This window comes from Streptomyces sp. NPDC030991 (genome assembly GCF_055571235.1).
On record NZ_JBVIFR010000020.1, the window covers coordinates 38044 to 54916 of the forward strand.

Sequence of the window (16873 nt, forward strand, 5' to 3'; positions counted from 1 at the left end):
CACTCAGGCACGTACGGACAAGCTCGGTTACGCCTTGGGCACCCGCACGACCAGCGCGTCGCCCTGACCGCCGCCGCCGCAGAGCGCGGCCGCGCCGACCCCGCCGCCGCGCCGCTTCAGCTCCAGGGCGAGGTGCAGCACGATACGGGCGCCGGACATGCCGATGGGGTGTCCCAGGGCGATCGCGCCGCCGTTGACGTTCACCTTCTCCGAGGAGACTCCGAGGTCCTTCATCGACTGCACCGCGACGGCCGCGAACGCCTCGTTGATCTCGATCAGGTCAAGATCGGCGACCTCCAGGCCCTCCTTCTTCAGGGCGTGCCGGATCGCGTTCGACGGCTGCGACTGGAGCGAGTTGTCCGGCCCCGCCACATTGCCGTGGGCGCCGATCTCGGCGATCCACTCCAGGCCGAGCTCCTGCGCCTTGGTCTTGCTCATGACGACCACGGCGGCGGCGCCGTCCGAGATCTGCGACGCCGACCCGGCGGTGATCGTGCCGTCCTTGGCGAAGGCGGGGCGCAGCTTGCCGAGCGACTCCGCCGTGGTCTCGGCGCGGATGCCCTCGTCCTTGCTGAACAGGACCGGGTCGCCCTTGCGCTGCGGGATCTCGACGGGCGTGATCTCGGCCTCGTACAGGCCGTTCTTCTGCGCGGCGGCGGCCCGCTGGTGGGAGAGGGCGGCGATCTCGTCCTGCTCGGGGCGGGCGATGCCGAGGCGGGTGTTGTGCTTCTCCGTCGAGGCGCCCATGGGGATGTTCTCGAAGGAGTCCGTCAGCCCGTCGTGCGCCATCGCGTCGAGCATCTCGACGGCGCCGTACTTGTAGCCCTCGCGGGACTTGGGCAGCAGGTGCGGGGCGTTGGTCATGGACTCCTGGCCGCCGGCGACCACGATGTCGAACTCACCGGCGCGGATCAGCTGGTCGGCCAGCGCGATCGCGTCCAGACCCGACAGGCAGACCTTGTTGATCGTGAGCGCCGGGACGTTCATCGGGATGCCCGCCTTGACCGCGGCCTGGCGTGCCGGGATCTGCCCCGCCCCGGCCTGGAGCACCTGGCCCATGATCACGTACTGCACCTGGTCGCCACCGATACCCGCACGGTCGAGGGCGGCCTTGATCGCGAATCCACCGAGATCCGCGCCGGAGAAGGACTTCAGCGAGCCGAGCAGACGGCCCATGGGCGTCCGCGCGCCCGCGACGATCACTGAGGTGGTACCGGTCGTTCCAGACATGAGGCACGGCCCCTTGAGGGATGAGGAGTGAACGAGGGTTTACCCGAATGTACTGAGCGGTAAGCCGCACGTCATCGCCCGGCAAGTGTGATCGCGCGCACGTTGCGTAACCGCCGCGAACCGCGCTGCACTTACCCCATGCTGACGCGAATCGACCACATCGGGATCGCCTGCCACGACCTCGACGCGACCGTCGAGTTCTACCGGGCCACGTACGGCTTCGAGGTGTTCCACACCGAGGTCAACGAGGAGCAGGGCGTGCGCGAGGCCATGCTCAAGATCAACGAGACGAGCGACGGTGGCGCCTCCTACCTCCAGCTCCTCGAACCCACCCGCGAGGACTCCGCGGTGGGCAAATGGCTGGCCAAGAACGGTGAGGGGGTGCACCACATCGCCTTCGGCACGGCGGATGTCGACGCGGACGCGGCAGACATCAGGGACAAGGGAGTACGCGTTCTGTACGACGAGCCGCGCCGGGGGTCGATGGGGTCGCGCATCACGTTCCTGCACCCCAAGGACTGCCACGGAGTACTGACCGAACTCGTCACCGCCGCCCCCGGGGAGACGGCGGAGCACTGACCTCCACATACTTGGGCCGGTAGGGTTGGGGGGCGGCTGTCGCGTGCACACGGGACGACGGGACAGCCGTGGGCCGGGGTCCGGGTATCGGGGGACGAGGGTCGGAGCAGTCGGGCTGGCCGAGAGCAAGCCCGGGGCGCCGCCGTTCTTGATCTGACACCATTCCCCGGGAGCCCCCGTTCGGCGGACGGACGGGGCTCGTAAGGAAGTACTTGCGACCAGGGGACGGATGGGACCGCGCAGTGCGGGGCTACGAGAGCCAAGGCGGCCACAAGCCGGCTGAGACCGACCATCTCTCGCGGTTCGAAGCCGAGATGGACCGGCTGAAGACCGAGCGGGAGAAGGCCGTCCAGCACGCCGAGGACCTGGGCTACCAGGTGGAGGTGTTGCGCGCCAAGCTGCACGAGGCGCGGCGCAGCCTCGCGACCCGGCCTGCCTATGACGGGGCGGACATCGGCTACCAGGCCGAGCAGCTGCTTCGCAATGCCCAGATCCAGGCCGAGCAGTTGCGTGCCGATGCCGAGCGCGAGCTGCGGGAGGCCCGCGCGCAGACGCAGCGCATCCTCCAGGAGCACGCGGAGCAGCAGTCGCGGCTCCAGGCGGAGCTGCACGCCGAGGCGGTCAGCCGGCGCCAGCAGCTCGACCAGGAGCTGGCCGAGCGCCGCCGCACCGTCGAGACCCACGTCAACGAGAACGTGCAGTGGGCCGAGCAGCTGCGCGCCCGCACCGAGCAGCAGGCCCGGCGCCTCCTCGACGACTCACGCTCCGAGGCGGACCAGGCGCTGGCCGCCGCCCGCGCCGAGGCCGAGCGGGTCGCCGCGGAAGCCCGCCGCAGGCTGAACGACGAGGCGGAGAACGCGAGCGCCCAGGCGCAGGCGATCCTGGCCCGCGCCCGGCAGGACGCCGAGCGGCTGCTGAACGCGGCGTCGACGCAGGCGCAGGAGGCCACCGACCACGCCGAGCAGCTGCGGTCGACGACGACGGCCGAGTCGGACGCCGCCCGCCGCCAGGCCACCGAGCTGAGCCGCGCCGCCGAGCAGCGCATCAGCGAGGCCGACACCGCGCTGCGCGAGGCCCGCGCCGAGGCCGAGAAGGTGCTCAGCGAGGCCAAGGAGGCCGCGGCCAAGCAGCTCTCGGGCGCCGAGTCGGCCAACGAGCAGCGCACGCGTACGGCCAAGGAGCAGGTGGCCCGCCTCGTCGCGGAGGCCACCAAGGAGGCCGAGGCCACCAAGTCGGAGGCCGAGCAGCTCGTCGCCACCGCGCGCGCCGAGGCCGAGCAGCTGATCGCGGAGGCCCAGGAGAAGGCCCGTACGGTCACGGCGGAGGAGACCGCGGGGCAGCTCGCGAAGGCCGCCAGGACCGCCGAGGACGTGCTGAACAAGGCGTCCGAGGATGCGAAGTCGACGACGAAGGCCGCCACCGAGGAGGCCGAGCGGATCCGCGCCGAGGCCGAGGCGGAGGCGGACCGGCTGCGCGCCGAGGCGCACGACATCGCCGAGCAGCTCAAGGGCACCGCGAAGGACGACACCAAGGAGTACCGCGCCAAGACCGTCGAGCTCCAGGAGGAGGCGCGGCGGCTGCGCGGCGAGGCCGAGCAGCTGCGCGCCGAGGCCGTCGAGGAGGGCGACCGGATCCGGTCCGAGGCCCGCCGCGAGGCCGTCCAGCAGATCGAGGAGGCGGCCAGGACCGCCGAGGAGCTGCTGTCCAAGGCGCGCGCGGACGGGGACGAGCTGCGGACCGCGGCGACCGCCGAGAGCGAGCGGGTGCGCACCGAGGCCATCGAGCGGGCCACGTCCCTGCGCACGCAGGCCGAGGAGACGCTGGAGCGCACGCGCGCGGAGGCCGAGCGGTACCGCGCCGAGGCCGAGGAGCAGGCGGAGTCCGTCCGGTCCGAGGCGGAGCGCGCCGCGCAGGCCCTGAAGGACGAGACCGAACAGGCCATGAGCGCCCGGCAGGACGAGGCGGCCCGCGAGCTGACCCGGCTGCACACCGAGGCCGAGGAGCGGCTGACCGCGGCCGAGACCGCGCTGGACGACGCGCGCGCCGAGGCCGACCGGCTGCGCAAGGAGGCGGCCGACGAGAGCGAGCGCCTCAGGTCCGAGGCGGCCGAGCGCGTACGGACGTTGCAGGCGCAGGCCGAGACCGAGGCCGAGCGGCTGCGCACGGAGGCCGCCGCGGACGCCTCGACGGCCCGCGCCGAGGCGGAGAACGTCGCGGTACGGCTGCGGTCGGAGGCGGCCGCCGAGGCGGAGCGGCTCAAGACGGAGGCGCAGGAGTCCGCCGACCGCATCCGTTCCGAGGCGCAGAACGCGGCGGAGCGGATCGCCACGGAGGCCGCCGAGACGCTGGCCGCCGCGCAGGAGGAGGCGGGACGCCGCCGCCGCGAGGCCGAGGAGACGCTCGGCAGCGCGCGCCAGGAGGCCGACCAGGAGCGCGAGCGGGCCCGCGAGCAGAGCGAGGAGCTGCTCGCGGTGGCGCGGGCGCGCGTCGACGAGGCGCAGGCCGAGGCCGCCCGGCTCGTCGAGGAGGCGGACCGCCGGGCGACCGAGATGGTGTCGGCCGCCGAGCAGACCGCCCAGCAGGTCCGCGACTCCGTGGCAGGGCTCCAGGAGCAGGCCCAGGAGGAGATCGCCGGGCTGCGCAGCGCCGCCGAGCACGCGGCGGAGCGCACGAAGCTGGAGGCGCAGGAGGAGGCCGACCGGGTCCGCTCCGACGCCTACGCGGAGCGCGAGCGCGCCACCGAGGACGCCAACCGGGTCCGCAGCGAGGCGAGCGCCGAGTCGGAGGCCGCCAAGGCCCTTGCGGAGCGCACCGTCTCGGACGCCATCGCCGAGTCGGAGCGGCTGCGCACGGAGGCGTCCGAGCACGCCCAGCGGGTGCGTACGGAGGTCTCGGACCTGCGCGCGGCCGCCGACCAGGATGCTTCCCGCACGCGTGCGGACGCCCGCGAGGACGCCAACCGGATCCGGTCCGACGCGGCCGCGCAGGCCGACACCCTGATCACCGAGTCCGCCGCCGAGGCGGAGCGGCTGACGACCGAGACGAACGCGGAGGCGGAGCGCGTGCGCGCCGAGTCGGCCGCGAAGGCCGAGGAGCTCGTCGCCGCCGCGGCCACGGAGGCCGAGCGGCTGCGCGCCGAATCGTCGGCCGCCGCCGAGCAGTTGACCAGCGACACGCACGCCGAGGCGGAGCGGGTGCGGGCCGAGTCCGTCGCCCAGGCCGAGAAGCTGATCTCGGACGCGACCGGCGACGCGGAGCGGCTGCGCGCCGAGGCGGCCGAGACGGTCGGCTCCGCGCAGCAGCACGCCGAGCGGATCCGGGCCGAGGCCGAGCGGGTCAAGGCGGACGCGGCGGCGGAGGCCGAGCGGCTGACGACGGCCGCGCGGGAGGAGTCCGAGCGCACCCTGGACGAGGCCCGCAAGGACGCCAACAAGCGGCGCACGGAGGCCGCGGAGCAGGTCGACACCCTCATCACGGAGTCCACCGTGGAGGCCGACAAGTTGCTCCGTGAGGCGCAGGAGGCGGCGCAGAAGACGACCGCCGACGCCGAGGCGCAGGCCGACTCGATGGTCGGCGCGGCCCGCAGGGAGGCGGAGCGGTTGCTCGCCGAGGGCACCGTCGAGGGCAACGCGCGGGTGGAGAAGGCCCGTACGGACGCCGACGAGCTGCTGGTCGGCGCCCGCCGGGACGCGACGCAGATCAGGGAGCGCGCCGAAGAGCTGCGCGAGCGCATCACGACCGAGATCGAGGAGTTGCACGAGCACGCTAGGCGCGAGTCGTCGGAGGCCATGAAGAACGCGGGCGAGCGGTGCGACGCGCTGGTCAAGGCGGCGGAGGAGCAGCTCGCCGAGGCGCAGGCCAAGGCCAAGGAGCTGCTCAACGACGCCAATTCGGAGGCCGGTAAGGTCCGTATCGCCGCGGTGAAGAAGGCCGAGGGTCTGCTCAAGGAGGCCGAGCAGAAAAAGGCCGGGCTCACGCGCGAGGCGGAAAAGATCAAGGCCGACGCGGAAGCCGAGGCCACGGCCATGGTCGAAAAGGGCCGGCGCGAGCTCGACGTCCTGGTCAGGCGCCGCGAGGACATCAATGCCGAGATCTCCCGTGTCCAGGACGTGCTGGAGGCGTTGGAATCCTTTGAGACGCCCTCCGGCAACGGGGGCAAGGACGGTGGCGTCAAGGCGGGCGCCACAGCGGGGGCCACACGTTCGGGTGGCAAGGGGTCGGAGGGCTAGCCAGGAAGGGGACTGCCGTGCTTCGCACGGGTCTTCGAGCTGGTATCTGGCAAGCACTCCGCCGTTACGCCACTCAAAAGGAGTGTCATTCTCCAGATCAAACGGGCATCTGCTCGATGACACGCCGCCCGGACCCCTAGGATTCCCTCTATCACCTCACCGGTCTCATTCGACAGGAACCCCATGAGCGACACTTCCCCCTACGGCTTCGAGCTTGTGCGGCGTGGGTACGACCGCGCTCAGGTGGACGAACGCATCTCGAAGCTCGTCTCCGACCGTGACAGCGCTCTGGCCCGAATCACTGCTCTGGAAAAGCGCATCGAGGAGCTCCACCTCGAGACGCAGAACGCCCAGGCGCAGGTGAACGACGCCGAGCCGTCGTACGCCGGCCTCGGCGCGCGCGTCGAGAAGATCCTCCGTCTCGCCGAGGAGGAGGCGAAGGACCTGCGCGAGGAGGCCCGCCGGGCCGCCGAGCAGCACCGTGAGCTCGCCGAGTCCGCGGCCCAGCAGGTGCGCAACGACGCGGAGTCGTTCGCCGCCGAGCGCAAGTCCAAGGCCGAGGACGAGGGCGTCCGGATCGTCGAGAAGGCCAAGGGCGAGGCGACCACGCTGCGCTCCGAGGCCCAGAAGGACGCGCAGCAGAAGCGCGAGGAGGCGGACGCCCTCTTCGAGGAGACCCGCGCCAAGGCCGCCCAGGCCGCCGCCGACTTCGAGACGAACCTGGCCAAGCGGCGCGAGCAGTCCGAGCGTGACCTGGCGTCCCGTCAGGCCAAGGCCGAGAAGCGCCTCGCGGAGATCGAGCACCGGGCCGAGCAGCTGCGCCTGGAGGCCGAGAAGCTGCGTACCGACGCCGAGCGCCGGGCCCGTCAGACGGTGGAGACGGCCCAGCGTCAGGCCGAGGACATCGTGGCGGACGCCAACGCCAAGGCGGACCGTATCCGCAGCGAATCGGAGCGCGAGCTGGCGGCGCTGACGAACCGTCGCGACTCGATCAACGCCCAGCTGACGAACGTCCGCGAGATGCTGGCGACGCTCACGGGCGCCGCGGTCGCCGCCGCCGGTACGCCGGCCGAGGACGAGCCGATCTCCCGGGGCGTGCCCGCGCAGCAGTCCCGCTGAGGCGAGCCGCGTCGGCACGAACGCGAGGAGCCCCCTGCCACTTCTGAGTGGCAGGGGGCTTTTGGCCGTCCTACCGTGACCGCATGATCGAGCTCGAGGGGCTGACCAAGCGGTACGGCGAGAAGACAGCCGTCGACAACCTGACCTTCTCCGTGCGCCCGGGCATCGTGACGGGCTTTCTGGGGCCGAACGGCGCGGGCAAGTCGACCACGATGCGGATGATGCTCGGCCTCGACAACCCGTCCGCCGGCACGGTCCGTATCGACGGCAAGCGCTACGCCCAGCTGAGGAACCCCCTTCAACACATCGGTGCGCTCCTGGACGCCAAGGCGATGCACGGCGGCCGTAACGCCTACAACCACCTCCTCTGTCTGGCGCAGTCGAACGGGATTCCCCGGAGCCGGGTGCACGAGGTCCTGGACACGGTGGGCCTGACGGCGGTCGCCAAGAAGAAGGCCAAGGGGTTCTCGCTCGGTATGGGCCAGCGGCTCGGCATCGCGGGCGCGCTCCTCGGCGACCCGCAGATCCTGATGTTCGACGAACCGGTCAACGGGCTCGACCCCGAGGGCATCCACTGGATCCGCAACCTGATGAAGTCCCTCGCGACGGCCGGCCGTACGGTCTTCGTCTCCTCGCACCTGATGAGCGAGATGGCGCTCACCGCCGACCATCTGGTGGTCATCGGCCAGGGCCGCCTCCTCGCCGACACGTCCATGGCCGACTTCATCCGGCAGAACTCACGCGCGTACGTACGGCTCCGCTCGCCGCAGCGCGAGCGCCTCCTGGACGTGCTGCGCGAGGCCCGGATCCCGGCCGTCGAGGCCGGCGACGGCGCGCTGGAGGTCGACGGGCACTGTGCCGAGGAGCTCGGTGAACTGGCCGCGGGCCACCACCTCGTCCTGCACGAACTCAGCCCGCAGCAGGCCTCGCTGGAGGAGGCGTTCATGCGGCTGACGGCCGAGTCGGTCGAGTACCACGCGCATTCGCAGGCCGCAGGCCCCCAGTGGGGCGCCAACAGGAAGGGGGCCTGAGATGGCCGTCGCCCAGGTCCTCAGGTCCGAGTGGACCAAGATCAGGTCGGTGAACTCGACGGCCCTCACGCTCAGCCTCGCCGTCATCGTCTCCGTCGGCCTCGGCATGCTGATCAGCGCCCTGTCGAAGAACGACTACAAGAACCTCTCCACCGAGGACAAGCTGACCTTCGACCCGACCTTCACCGCCTTCTCCGGGCTCAGCCTCGGCCAGCTGGCCCTCGTGGTCTTCGGTGTCCTGGTGGTGGCGAGCGAGTACAGCACGGGCATGATCCGCACCTCGCTGGCCGCGGTCCCGCAGCGCGCCACGTTCCTCTTCTCCAAGGTCGCCGTCGCCGCGCTGCTCGCGCTCGGCACCGCGCTGGTCACGAGCTTCGCGGCGTTCTTCCTCGGCCAGCTGATGCTCGGCGCCCACCGGACCGACCTGGGCGCCCCGAACGTGCTGCGCGCGGTCATCGGCGCCGCCGTCTACATGACGCTGATGGCGATGTTCTCCATGGGCGTCGCGGCGATGCTCCGCTCCCCCATGCTCTCCCTCGGCATCCTCATGCCGTTCTTCTTCCTGGTCTCCCCCATCCTCGGCAGCGTCTCTGCGACCAAGAAGGTGGCCCAGTACTTCCCCGACCAGGCGGGCCTGAAGATCATGCAGGTGGTCACGGCGCCGAACGACGACTCCCCGTACGGGCCCTGGGGCGGGCTCGCGATCCTGCTCGTGTGGGTGGCGGCCGCGCTGCTCATCGGTTACGCGCTGTTGAAGAGGCGTGACGCCTGACGCACCGCAGGACCCGCCGATCCCTTTACCCACTCTTGGCCGGAACCGTCAGCGCCCGGATATCCTCCTAACCCTTACGGGGGCGTGCGCCACGACGTCCTGAACCTTTCAGAACCTTCCGATGGGTGCGGTGAATGATCGAGGCAGTCGGCCTGACGAAGCGCTACGGCGCCAAGACAGCCGTGTACAACCTTTCCTTCCAGGTACGGCCGGGGACCGTCACCGGCTTCCTCGGGCCCAACGGTTCGGGCAAGTCGACGACGATGCGCATGATCCTCGGCCTCGACGGGCCCACCTCAGGTCACGTGACCATCGGTGGCTACGCGTACAAGGAGCTGCCCAACGCGCCGCGCCAGGTCGGCGCCCTGCTCGACGCGAAGGCGATGCACGGCGGCCGGGCCGCCCGCAACCACCTGCTGTGCCTGGCACAGCTGGCCGGCATCCCGGCCCGCCGCGTCGACGAGGTGCTCGGTGTCGTGGGCCTCCAGGACGTCGCCAAGCGGCGGTCGAACGGCTTCTCGCTCGGTATGGGACAGCGGCTCGGCATCGCCGCCGCGCTCCTCGGCGACCCCCAGGTGCTGCTCTTCGACGAGCCGGTCAACGGCCTGGACCCCGAGGGCATCCTCTGGGTCAGGAACCTGATGAAGTCGCTGGCCGCCGAGGGCCGCACCGTCTTCGTCTCCTCCCACCTGATGAGCGAGATGGCGCTGACCGCGGAGCACCTCATCGTCATCGGGCGCGGGCAGCTGCTCGCCGACATGAGCGTCAAGGACTTCATCTCGCACAACTCGGCCGGCTTCGCCCGGGTCCGCACGCCCGACCCGGAGCCGCAGCAGCGCGAGAAGCTGACCGCCGCGCTGACCGAGGCCGGCGGCCAGGTGATGCCCGAGCAGGACGGCGGGCTGCGGGTCACGGGCCTGCCGCTGCCGCGCATCAGCGATCTGGCGCACGAGGCGGACGTACGGCTGTGGGAGCTCTCGCCGCACCAGGCCTCGCTCGAGGAGGCGTACATGCGGATGACGCAGGGCGCCGTCGACTACCGCTCGACCACCGACCAGCTGACGGGCTTCCAGCAGCCGCTGCCGCCCGGCGTGCTGCCGCCGCAGCAGCTGCCGGTCGCCGGGCAGGGCCAGCCGGGCTGGTACGCGCCGCCGCCGCCGCACGCGCAGCCCGCGCAGGCCCCGGCGCAGAACCCGTACGCGGCGGCGCCCCCGCCGCCACAGCCGCCCGCTACCGCCCCGACCATGGACAAGGACGCCCGATGAGTACGCCGCCCACGCCCTACGCCGCCCCGCAGCAGCCCCCGGCGATGCCCGGCCTGTCGGCGTCCGCGGGCGGGTACGCCTCACCGATCCCGGTGCGCCGGGCCCACCTCGGCGACGCGCTGGCCTCGGAGTGGACGAAGATCCGCTCCGTGCGCTCCACGATGTGGACGCTCGGCGTGATGATCCTGCTGATGGTCGGCATCGGGCTGGCCTCCGCGGCGATCGTCGCCGCCTCCGACACCGAGCAGCCCCGCCCCGACGAGGTGCTCAGCTTCGGCTTCTTCGGGGTGCTCCTCAGCACCATCTGCGTGATCACGCTCGGCGTCCTGACCATCGCGTCGGAGTACGGCACCGGCATGATCCGCACGACGATGACGGCCTGCTCCAGCCGCAGCCGGGTGCTCGCCGCCAAGGCCATCGTCTTCTTCGCGCTGGTCTTCGTGCTGACCACGGTGCTCGCGGTGCTGGTGGCCGCGGTGCAACTGGGCATCCTGGGCGCCGGCTCGCCCACCGGTGCGCAGTGGTTCAAGGCGACCGTCGGCGTCGGCCTGTTCGTCGCGCTGCTCGGCCTGGTCGGGCTCGCGGTCGGCACGCTGGTGCGGCACTCGGCGGGCGCCATCACCATCATGATCGGCATCGTGCTGCTCCCGCTCGTGCTGGCGATGTTCATGTTCTCGGAGTCGCTGCAGGACCTCCAGCAGGCCCTCTTCGAGTACTCGATCCCCAGCCAGCTCGCCGTGCTCTACGACACCTCGGTGGCCGGCGGCTCGGGCCCGTCCGGCTGGGACCCGCTGTGGATCATGGCTGTAGCCGCGGCGGTGGCGCTCGGCGGCGCCTTCCTCACGCTCAACAGCCGCGACGTGTAGGGAGCGCCGACAGGGCTCGAAGACAGGCTCTCAGTACCGCGGCGCGCTCCGGGACCGCTGCACCCTCGTGGTGCGGCGGTCCCTCGCGTTCCAGCACGCCTTGTGCCAGTGCCGCCGGTCGTCCACCCCGCCGTACTCCGGCCAGGCCACGACGTGGGCGATACCGGAGGGGATCCCCTGGTCGCAGCCCGGGCAGCGGTACGTCTTGCCCGCCGCGCTCGCGCCCGCCACGTGGCGCACGCTCCACTCCTCGCCCTGCCAGCTCTCGGTGGACTGGAACCCGCCGTAGCGCCGCCCCTCCTCCTCGCTGCTGCCTGCGGACGGTCCGCCCGCCTTGGGGCGGTTGCGACGCGGGGACACGGCTCACCTCACGGTGTGTACGGGGAGGGGGTTCCCGTCCAGCGTACGCCGAGGGGGCCGGGGTACACGCCCGTCACCGCCCCCACGTGCCCGGCGAGGTTCTCCGGAAAATCTGCCAATCTGCATGCCCAGCCGTGCCCTTGGCACTTGTCACCCGTTAATGCCTTCAGGGGGAGTGCCCGCGTCGGCGCCAAGGAAGGCAGGAGTGCGATGCGCGTAGGAACATTTGTACTGGCGGCCCAGTTCCCGGGTCAGGGGCAGGGGGAGGCGCTGCACCGGGCGGTGCGGTCGGCCGAGGTCGCCGAGGAGGCGGGGCTGGACTCGGCCTGGCTCGCCGAGCACCACTTCGTGCCGTACGGGACGTGCCCGTCGGCGATCACGCTGGCCGCGCTGCTGCTCGGCCGCACCAGCACCCTGCGGATCGGCACGGCGGTGAGCGTCCTGCCGACGGCGCATCCGGTGGCCCTGGGCGAGCAGGCGGCGCTGCTGCACCTCACCTCGGACGGGCGGTTCTCGCTGGGTGTCGGACGCGGCGGGCCCTGGGTGGACCTGGAGGTCTTCGGCGCGGGCGTCGAAGCGTACGAGCAAGGCTTTCCGGGCTCCCTCGACCTGCTGCTGCGCTGGCTGCGCGAGACCCGGGTGGGGAGCGACGACGAGCGGTTCGCCTTCCGTGAGGTGCCGGTCGTGCCGCGCCCCGCGGAGGCGATCGGCGAGACGGACCCGGCGGGCCCCGAGGTCGTCGTCGCCTGTACGTCGCCGAAGAGCGTGCGGCTCGCCGCGGAGCGCGGTCTGCCGATGCTCCTCGGCATGCACATCGGCGACGAGGAGAAGGCCGCCATGGTCGGCCTGTGGCGGCGCTGCGCGCGCGAGGCCGGTCGCCCGTCCGCCGAGACAGCCTCGGCGGCGCACGTCTCCGCCGGTGTCGCCCAGATCGGGGACCGGCGCGCGGAGGCCAGGGAGGCGCTCCTGAAGGCGATGCCGGGCTGGCTGAAGCAGGGCCTGGACGCCCATGTGACGGTGGACGGGCGGGCCCGGGCGATGCGGGACCCCCTCGCGTACACGGAGCTGCTCTGCGCTCTCCACCCGGTCGGCACGCCGCGGTCCTGCGCGGACCGGCTCGCGGCCACGGCCGAGCGGACCGGCATCAGCCGCTTCGCGCTCCTCGTCGAGGGCTCGGGCGACCTCGCGTCGACCGAGGAGAACGTGCGGCGGCTCGGCGCCGAGGTGCTCCCGCAACTCGGCTGATCCTGACGGGTCCTGACCCACCCTGCCTGTCGTCCCGTACTGATGCACCTCCCGCGTACGGGACGGCAGGCATTCCGGTTCAGCCGTCAGCAGTCACGGAATTCGGGTGACTGGTTGAGCAGCTGGTTGCGGACCGAGGTGAAGCGGGCCAGCGTCTCGTCCACCGACGGGTCCTGCGGGAACACCGCGACCCGGTGGCAGTTCTGGAACGCGAGCCGTACACCGAAGTGGCGCTGGAGCGCGCCCCGTATCGCGTCACTCGCGAGCGCACGCAGCAGCTGCCCACGTGCCTGCTCGTCCGGCGGCGGCGTCTGGTTGTCGGCGAACTCTCCGCCGTCCACCTTCAGCTGGGCCACCAGGGAGCTGACCATCTCCCACGCATACGGCAGGGAGGTCCGGACGCAGTCGACGAATTCCGCTTCGTCGACCTCGCCTCGCTCGGCCTGTTCCAACAGTGCCGGTGAGACGTCGAGCGACATGGGTTCTCCTCTCGGACCCCCAGGGGAGCGGGGGTTGACGGACAGACCAGGAGCCCACGGACGTACGACCCTTGAACACGCAGCGTGCACGCGCCGCGACCTCCTGCTTCTACGGTAAGCAACGCGCCCGGGCGGCAACAGGGCGTGGAGCGCACGGTTCGCACACAACCGGCCAATGACGAACAGGTGAGTTCCAGGATCAAAGGGGTGCCTCCTCCAGGCTCCCACGGGGCGTCGACCGGAGACAGGTGGGCGAATCGCGTGGACCGGTGAGCGTCGAGTAGCGTTGCCGACCATGCGTCTTGTCATCGCCCGCTGCTCCGTGGATTACGCGGGCAGGCTCACCGCCCATCTCCCTCTCGCCCCCCGCCTGATCCTCGTGAAGGCGGACGGCAGCGTCTCCATCCACGCGGACGACCGGGCCTACAAGCCCCTCAACTGGATGTCGCCCCCGTGCACCCTGAAGGAGGGCACCGGGGACGAGGCCGGCACCTGGACCGTCATCAACAAAGCGGGCGAGAAACTCATCATCACGATGGAGGAGATCCTGCACGACTCCTCGCACGAGCTGGGCGTCGATCCTGGCCTCATCAAGGACGGCGTGGAAGCACACCTCCAGGAGCTGCTCGCCGACCGCATCGACACGCTCGGCGAGGGCTACACGCTGATCCGCCGCGAGTACATGACGGCGATCGGCCCGGTCGACATCCTCTGCCGCGACGCCGACGGGCAGACCGTCGCCGTCGAGATCAAGCGCCGCGGGGAGATCGACGGGGTCGAGCAGCTCACCCGCTACCTCGAACTGCTGAACCGTGACCCGCACCTGGCGCCGGTCCGCGGCATCTTCGCCGCCCAGGAGATCAAGCCGCAGGCGCGGGTCCTCGCGACGGACCGGGGCATCGGCTGCGCCGTCCTCGACTACAACGCCATGCGCGGCATCGAGGACGACAAACTCCGCCTGTTCTGACCCCTCCGGGCGCTTTCTACATCACGGCGCCGCCGCCGGACCCGCTCGCGCTCGGTGAGCCGACCGCGCTGCTGCTCACCGGCGCGCTGCTCATCGGGCTGCCGGCCGAGTCGGACGTGCCCGGCGGGGTCACCGGCGGGGTGACCGGCGGCGCGGACGTCTCCGGCGGCTCGGGGGTCACCGGCGGCTTCGATGTCGGCGGCTTGCTGGTCGGCGGCTTCGACGTGGGCGGCTTGCTGGTCGGCGGCTCGGAGGTCGGCTTGTCCGGCGACTTCGTCGGGTCGTCCGGCGTCCTGGAACCGCTCGGTCCGTCCGACGGCCCGCCCGCGCCGGCCGACGGCGTCGGGTCGTCCGAGGTGCCCGGGACCCCGTCCGCGCCGGGATCGGTCGGCGTCGGTGCACCGCCGCCACCGGCGCCGCCGCCGGTGCCACCCGGCTCGGCCTTGTCGGCGCCAGGACCCCCGTCCCTCTCCCCCGCCGTCGCCGACGGGTTCGTGCCCACCTTGTCGGAGGACGGGTCGTCGTTGTCGGACGTGGCGCCGAGCGTCACGACCGTGCCCAGCACGGCCACGAGCAGCGCGCCGGCCCCGGCCGCGACCAGATTGCGCCGGGTGCCCCTGATGATCGACTTCCGCGTGGGCGCGGCGCCGCCGACGACCGTGGGGGCGGGTACGGGCGCCGCCCGGCGGGTCACCACCGTGTCCGGTTCGCGGGGCGGCTCGGGCAGCGCGAACGCGGCCGGGACGCCGCCGGGCGGCGACGCCGACTCCTCGTACATCGCGTCCGGGACTTCCTCCCCCGCGGGTGTCCGCCCGCCGGGCAGCGCGCCGCCCGAGCGGTCCGCGACGAGCGCGAGGGCCCGGCGTCCCGCGATCGTGCCCCGCTTGTCGGCGAGGACGCCGCGCAGGCCGATGGAGGCCTCCAGCTCGGCGCGGGCCCGGTCCAGGTGGCCGCCGAGCAGCGCGAGAACGCCCAACTCGTGGAGGAAGTACGCCTCTTCGGGTACGTCACCGGCGAGCCTGGCCGCCTCCTGGCCGGAGCGCAGGGCCCGCTCCCAGGCGCTCCAGGCGAGCCCCGCGGCGAACGCGGGCGCCGCCGCGCGGGCCAGCTCGACGGAGGCGCTCGGCTCCTCCTCCGTGGGCTGCGTCGTCACCGGTACGAGGACGGAGAGCGCGGCGAGCACGGCGTCGGACTCGGCGGCGACCCGCTCGGGTCCGACGGACGGGTGCCCGGCCCACCAGGCGTAGTGCCGGGCGGCGGCGCGGGCGAGCTCGACGGTGTCGTCGCCGTACCCCGCGGCCTCCAGCTGCACCTGCACCCCGGACGCGAGGCGGTAGTGGCCGCCGACGGGGGTGACGAGCGCGCAGGAGACCAACTCGGCGAGGGCCGCGTCGGCGTGGGTGTCCCCGACGAGCGCGGGCAGGTGCGCCTGGTGCGGGAGTTCACCGCCGAGCGCGACGGCGAACCGCAGGGTGGCGCGGGCCGATTCGCTCAGCCGGGAGGCGAGCAGCGCGGCGGGCGCGGCTCCGTCGGCGAGCGAGGGCAGCGGTACGTCAGGGCCGTCCTCGGCGTCGAAGGGCGCGTCGACCGGTGCGGCGTCCGTCCCTTCGTAGGAGCCGAACGCGTCGAACGCGCCCAGGCCGGCGCGGAGCAGGTCGCGCTGCCGCAGCAGGGCGCCCGCCTGCGCGAACCGCAGCGGCAGCCCCTCGGACTCGAACCAGAGGTCGCCGGCCCACTGCGCCTCCTCGTCGGTGAGGACGCGGCCGACGGCACGCTCCAGCAGCTCCAGGCTGCTGCCGCGGCCGAGGCCGCCGAGGACGACCTCTTCCACCTGGCAGGCGACGGACGGGGCGGCGGTCCCGGGCGTCGCCGACAGCAGGAACGCGCATTCGGGCGTCGCGTCGAGGAGTTCCTCGAGCGCGGCTCCGCCGAATTCGAGGTCGTCGAGGACGACGACGGCGCCGATCTCGTGGACGAGTTCGAGCAGCAGGGCGCGGTCGGGGCGGTACAGAGGAGCGTCGTACACGGCGGCGAACAGATCGTTGAGCAGGTCGCCGGCCGTGCGCCGGTGTCCGGACAGGCGGACGACGCCGTCGGGCGCGATCTCGGAGCAGTCCTCGGCGATCTGGTCGAGCAGCGCGGTGCGCCCGGCGCCGGACGGGCCGGTGAGGCGGACGGAACGGCCGCGCGCGAGGAGCCGGACGAGCCGCTCGCGCTCCTCCTCGCGCTCCAGGAGCGGCAGCCGGGGCAGCGTGGGCCCGGGCGGCAGCGGCGGCTGGGCGGCGCGCGCGAGCTCGGCGCGCTCCGTGGCGTCGTACTTGACGGGTCTGCCGGGGCGCTCCCCCGGCGGGCAGGCTTCGATCTCGCTGCCGTCGACGGGGTTGACGGTCAGCAGGTAGTCGCCGGAGACGAGCCGCACGGTGCGTGCGTGCGCGGGCGACGGCTGGCCGAAGTCGGGTGTCAGCGGATCACGGGGCGGACGCTGGCGGCCGCCGCCGGCGGACATGTCCTCGCGCCGGTCCTGGCTGAAATCTTCCGGTCCCCGGTTCATCGGGTCCATGGTCAAAGCCCCCCAAAAGCGTGGTGCGCCGCTTGCCCCTCCCGGCCTGTGCACACTGCGCTGTCGCTTCTGGTCCGGTGCCCGCGTGGCGGGTTCGTCATTCCGCGGGCGACCGAACCCTAGACCTTGGGTCAGTATCTACGAACAGCCGGGGTCCCGTGCCGTCCGAGA

The 16873-nt window shown here is 72.4% G+C and carries 13 protein-coding genes; 9 read left to right on the plus strand and 4 right to left on the minus strand.

Translation table 11 applies throughout. The annotated features are described in order from the left end of the window. Positions 1-27 precede the first annotated feature (27 nt). Positions 28-1230, minus strand: coding sequence for an acetyl-CoA C-acetyltransferase (locus ACZ45E_RS30485; protein ID WP_468226727.1), 1203 nt, complete (start codon positions 1228-1230; stop codon positions 28-30). Between the two features lie 138 nt (positions 1231-1368). Between ACZ45E_RS30485 and mce the strand changes: the two genes are divergently transcribed. From mce to ACZ45E_RS30520, 7 genes are all read left to right on the plus strand, one after another. After that, the gene (gene mce / locus ACZ45E_RS30490) at positions 1369-1809 is read left to right on the plus strand and encodes a methylmalonyl-CoA epimerase (protein ID WP_468226730.1); all 441 of its coding nucleotides are present in this window, start codon (positions 1369-1371) and stop codon (positions 1807-1809) included. 242 nt (positions 1810-2051) lie between these two features. After that, entirely contained in the window at positions 2052-6038 is a 3987-nt protein-coding gene (gene scy / locus ACZ45E_RS30495; protein WP_468226732.1) for a polarized growth protein Scy, read from the plus strand. 183 nt (positions 6039-6221) lie between these two features. Continuing rightward, the gene (locus ACZ45E_RS30500; RefSeq protein WP_468226734.1) at positions 6222-7157 is read left to right on the plus strand and encodes a cellulose-binding protein; all 936 of its coding nucleotides are present in this window, start codon (positions 6222-6224) and stop codon (positions 7155-7157) included. An 83-nt stretch (positions 7158-7240) separates the two neighbouring features. Continuing rightward, positions 7241-8188, plus strand: a complete 948-nt coding sequence (locus ACZ45E_RS30505) for an ABC transporter ATP-binding protein (protein WP_468226737.1) — start codon at positions 7241-7243, stop codon at positions 8186-8188. Between the two features lies 1 nt (position 8189). Continuing rightward, on the plus strand, positions 8190-8960 hold the full coding sequence (locus ACZ45E_RS30510) for an ABC transporter permease (protein ID WP_468226739.1): 771 nt from the start codon (positions 8190-8192) through the stop codon (positions 8958-8960). 134 nt (positions 8961-9094) lie between these two features. Next, the gene (locus ACZ45E_RS30515; protein WP_468226741.1) at positions 9095-10225 is read left to right on the plus strand and encodes an ATP-binding cassette domain-containing protein; all 1131 of its coding nucleotides are present in this window, start codon (positions 9095-9097) and stop codon (positions 10223-10225) included. Next, positions 10222-11091, plus strand: coding sequence for an ABC transporter permease (locus tag ACZ45E_RS30520; RefSeq protein WP_468226743.1), 870 nt, complete (start codon positions 10222-10224; stop codon positions 11089-11091). The genes ACZ45E_RS30515 and ACZ45E_RS30520 overlap by 4 nt, the downstream gene beginning before the upstream one ends. A gap of 30 nt (positions 11092-11121) precedes the next feature. Here the strand turns inward: ACZ45E_RS30520 and ACZ45E_RS30525 are convergent, their stop codons facing one another. Next, the gene (locus ACZ45E_RS30525; RefSeq protein WP_468226746.1) at positions 11122-11451 is read right to left on the minus strand and encodes an ATP/GTP-binding protein; all 330 of its coding nucleotides are present in this window, start codon (positions 11449-11451) and stop codon (positions 11122-11124) included. Between the two features lie 210 nt (positions 11452-11661). Here ACZ45E_RS30525 and ACZ45E_RS30530 point away from each other — a divergent pair, with 210 nt between their 5' ends. Continuing rightward, positions 11662-12696, plus strand: coding sequence for an LLM class flavin-dependent oxidoreductase (locus tag ACZ45E_RS30530; RefSeq protein WP_468226749.1), 1035 nt, complete (start codon positions 11662-11664; stop codon positions 12694-12696). A gap of 86 nt (positions 12697-12782) precedes the next feature. Here ACZ45E_RS30530 and ACZ45E_RS30535 read toward each other — a convergent pair whose 3' ends face one another. Further along, positions 12783-13175, minus strand: coding sequence for an SCO5389 family protein (locus ACZ45E_RS30535; protein WP_404145172.1), 393 nt, complete (start codon positions 13173-13175; stop codon positions 12783-12785). A 295-nt stretch (positions 13176-13470) separates the two neighbouring features. On the opposite strand from ACZ45E_RS30535, the gene nucS reads away from it, so the two are divergent. Continuing rightward, positions 13471-14142, plus strand: a complete 672-nt coding sequence (nucS, locus tag ACZ45E_RS30540) for an endonuclease NucS (protein WP_468226752.1) — start codon at positions 13471-13473, stop codon at positions 14140-14142. 16 nt (positions 14143-14158) lie between these two features. Here the strand turns inward: nucS and ACZ45E_RS30545 are convergent, their stop codons facing one another. Beyond that, on the minus strand, positions 14159-16702 hold the full coding sequence (locus ACZ45E_RS30545; protein ID WP_468226755.1) for an ATP-binding protein: 2544 nt from the start codon (positions 16700-16702) through the stop codon (positions 14159-14161). Positions 16703-16873: the final 171 nt, after the last annotated feature.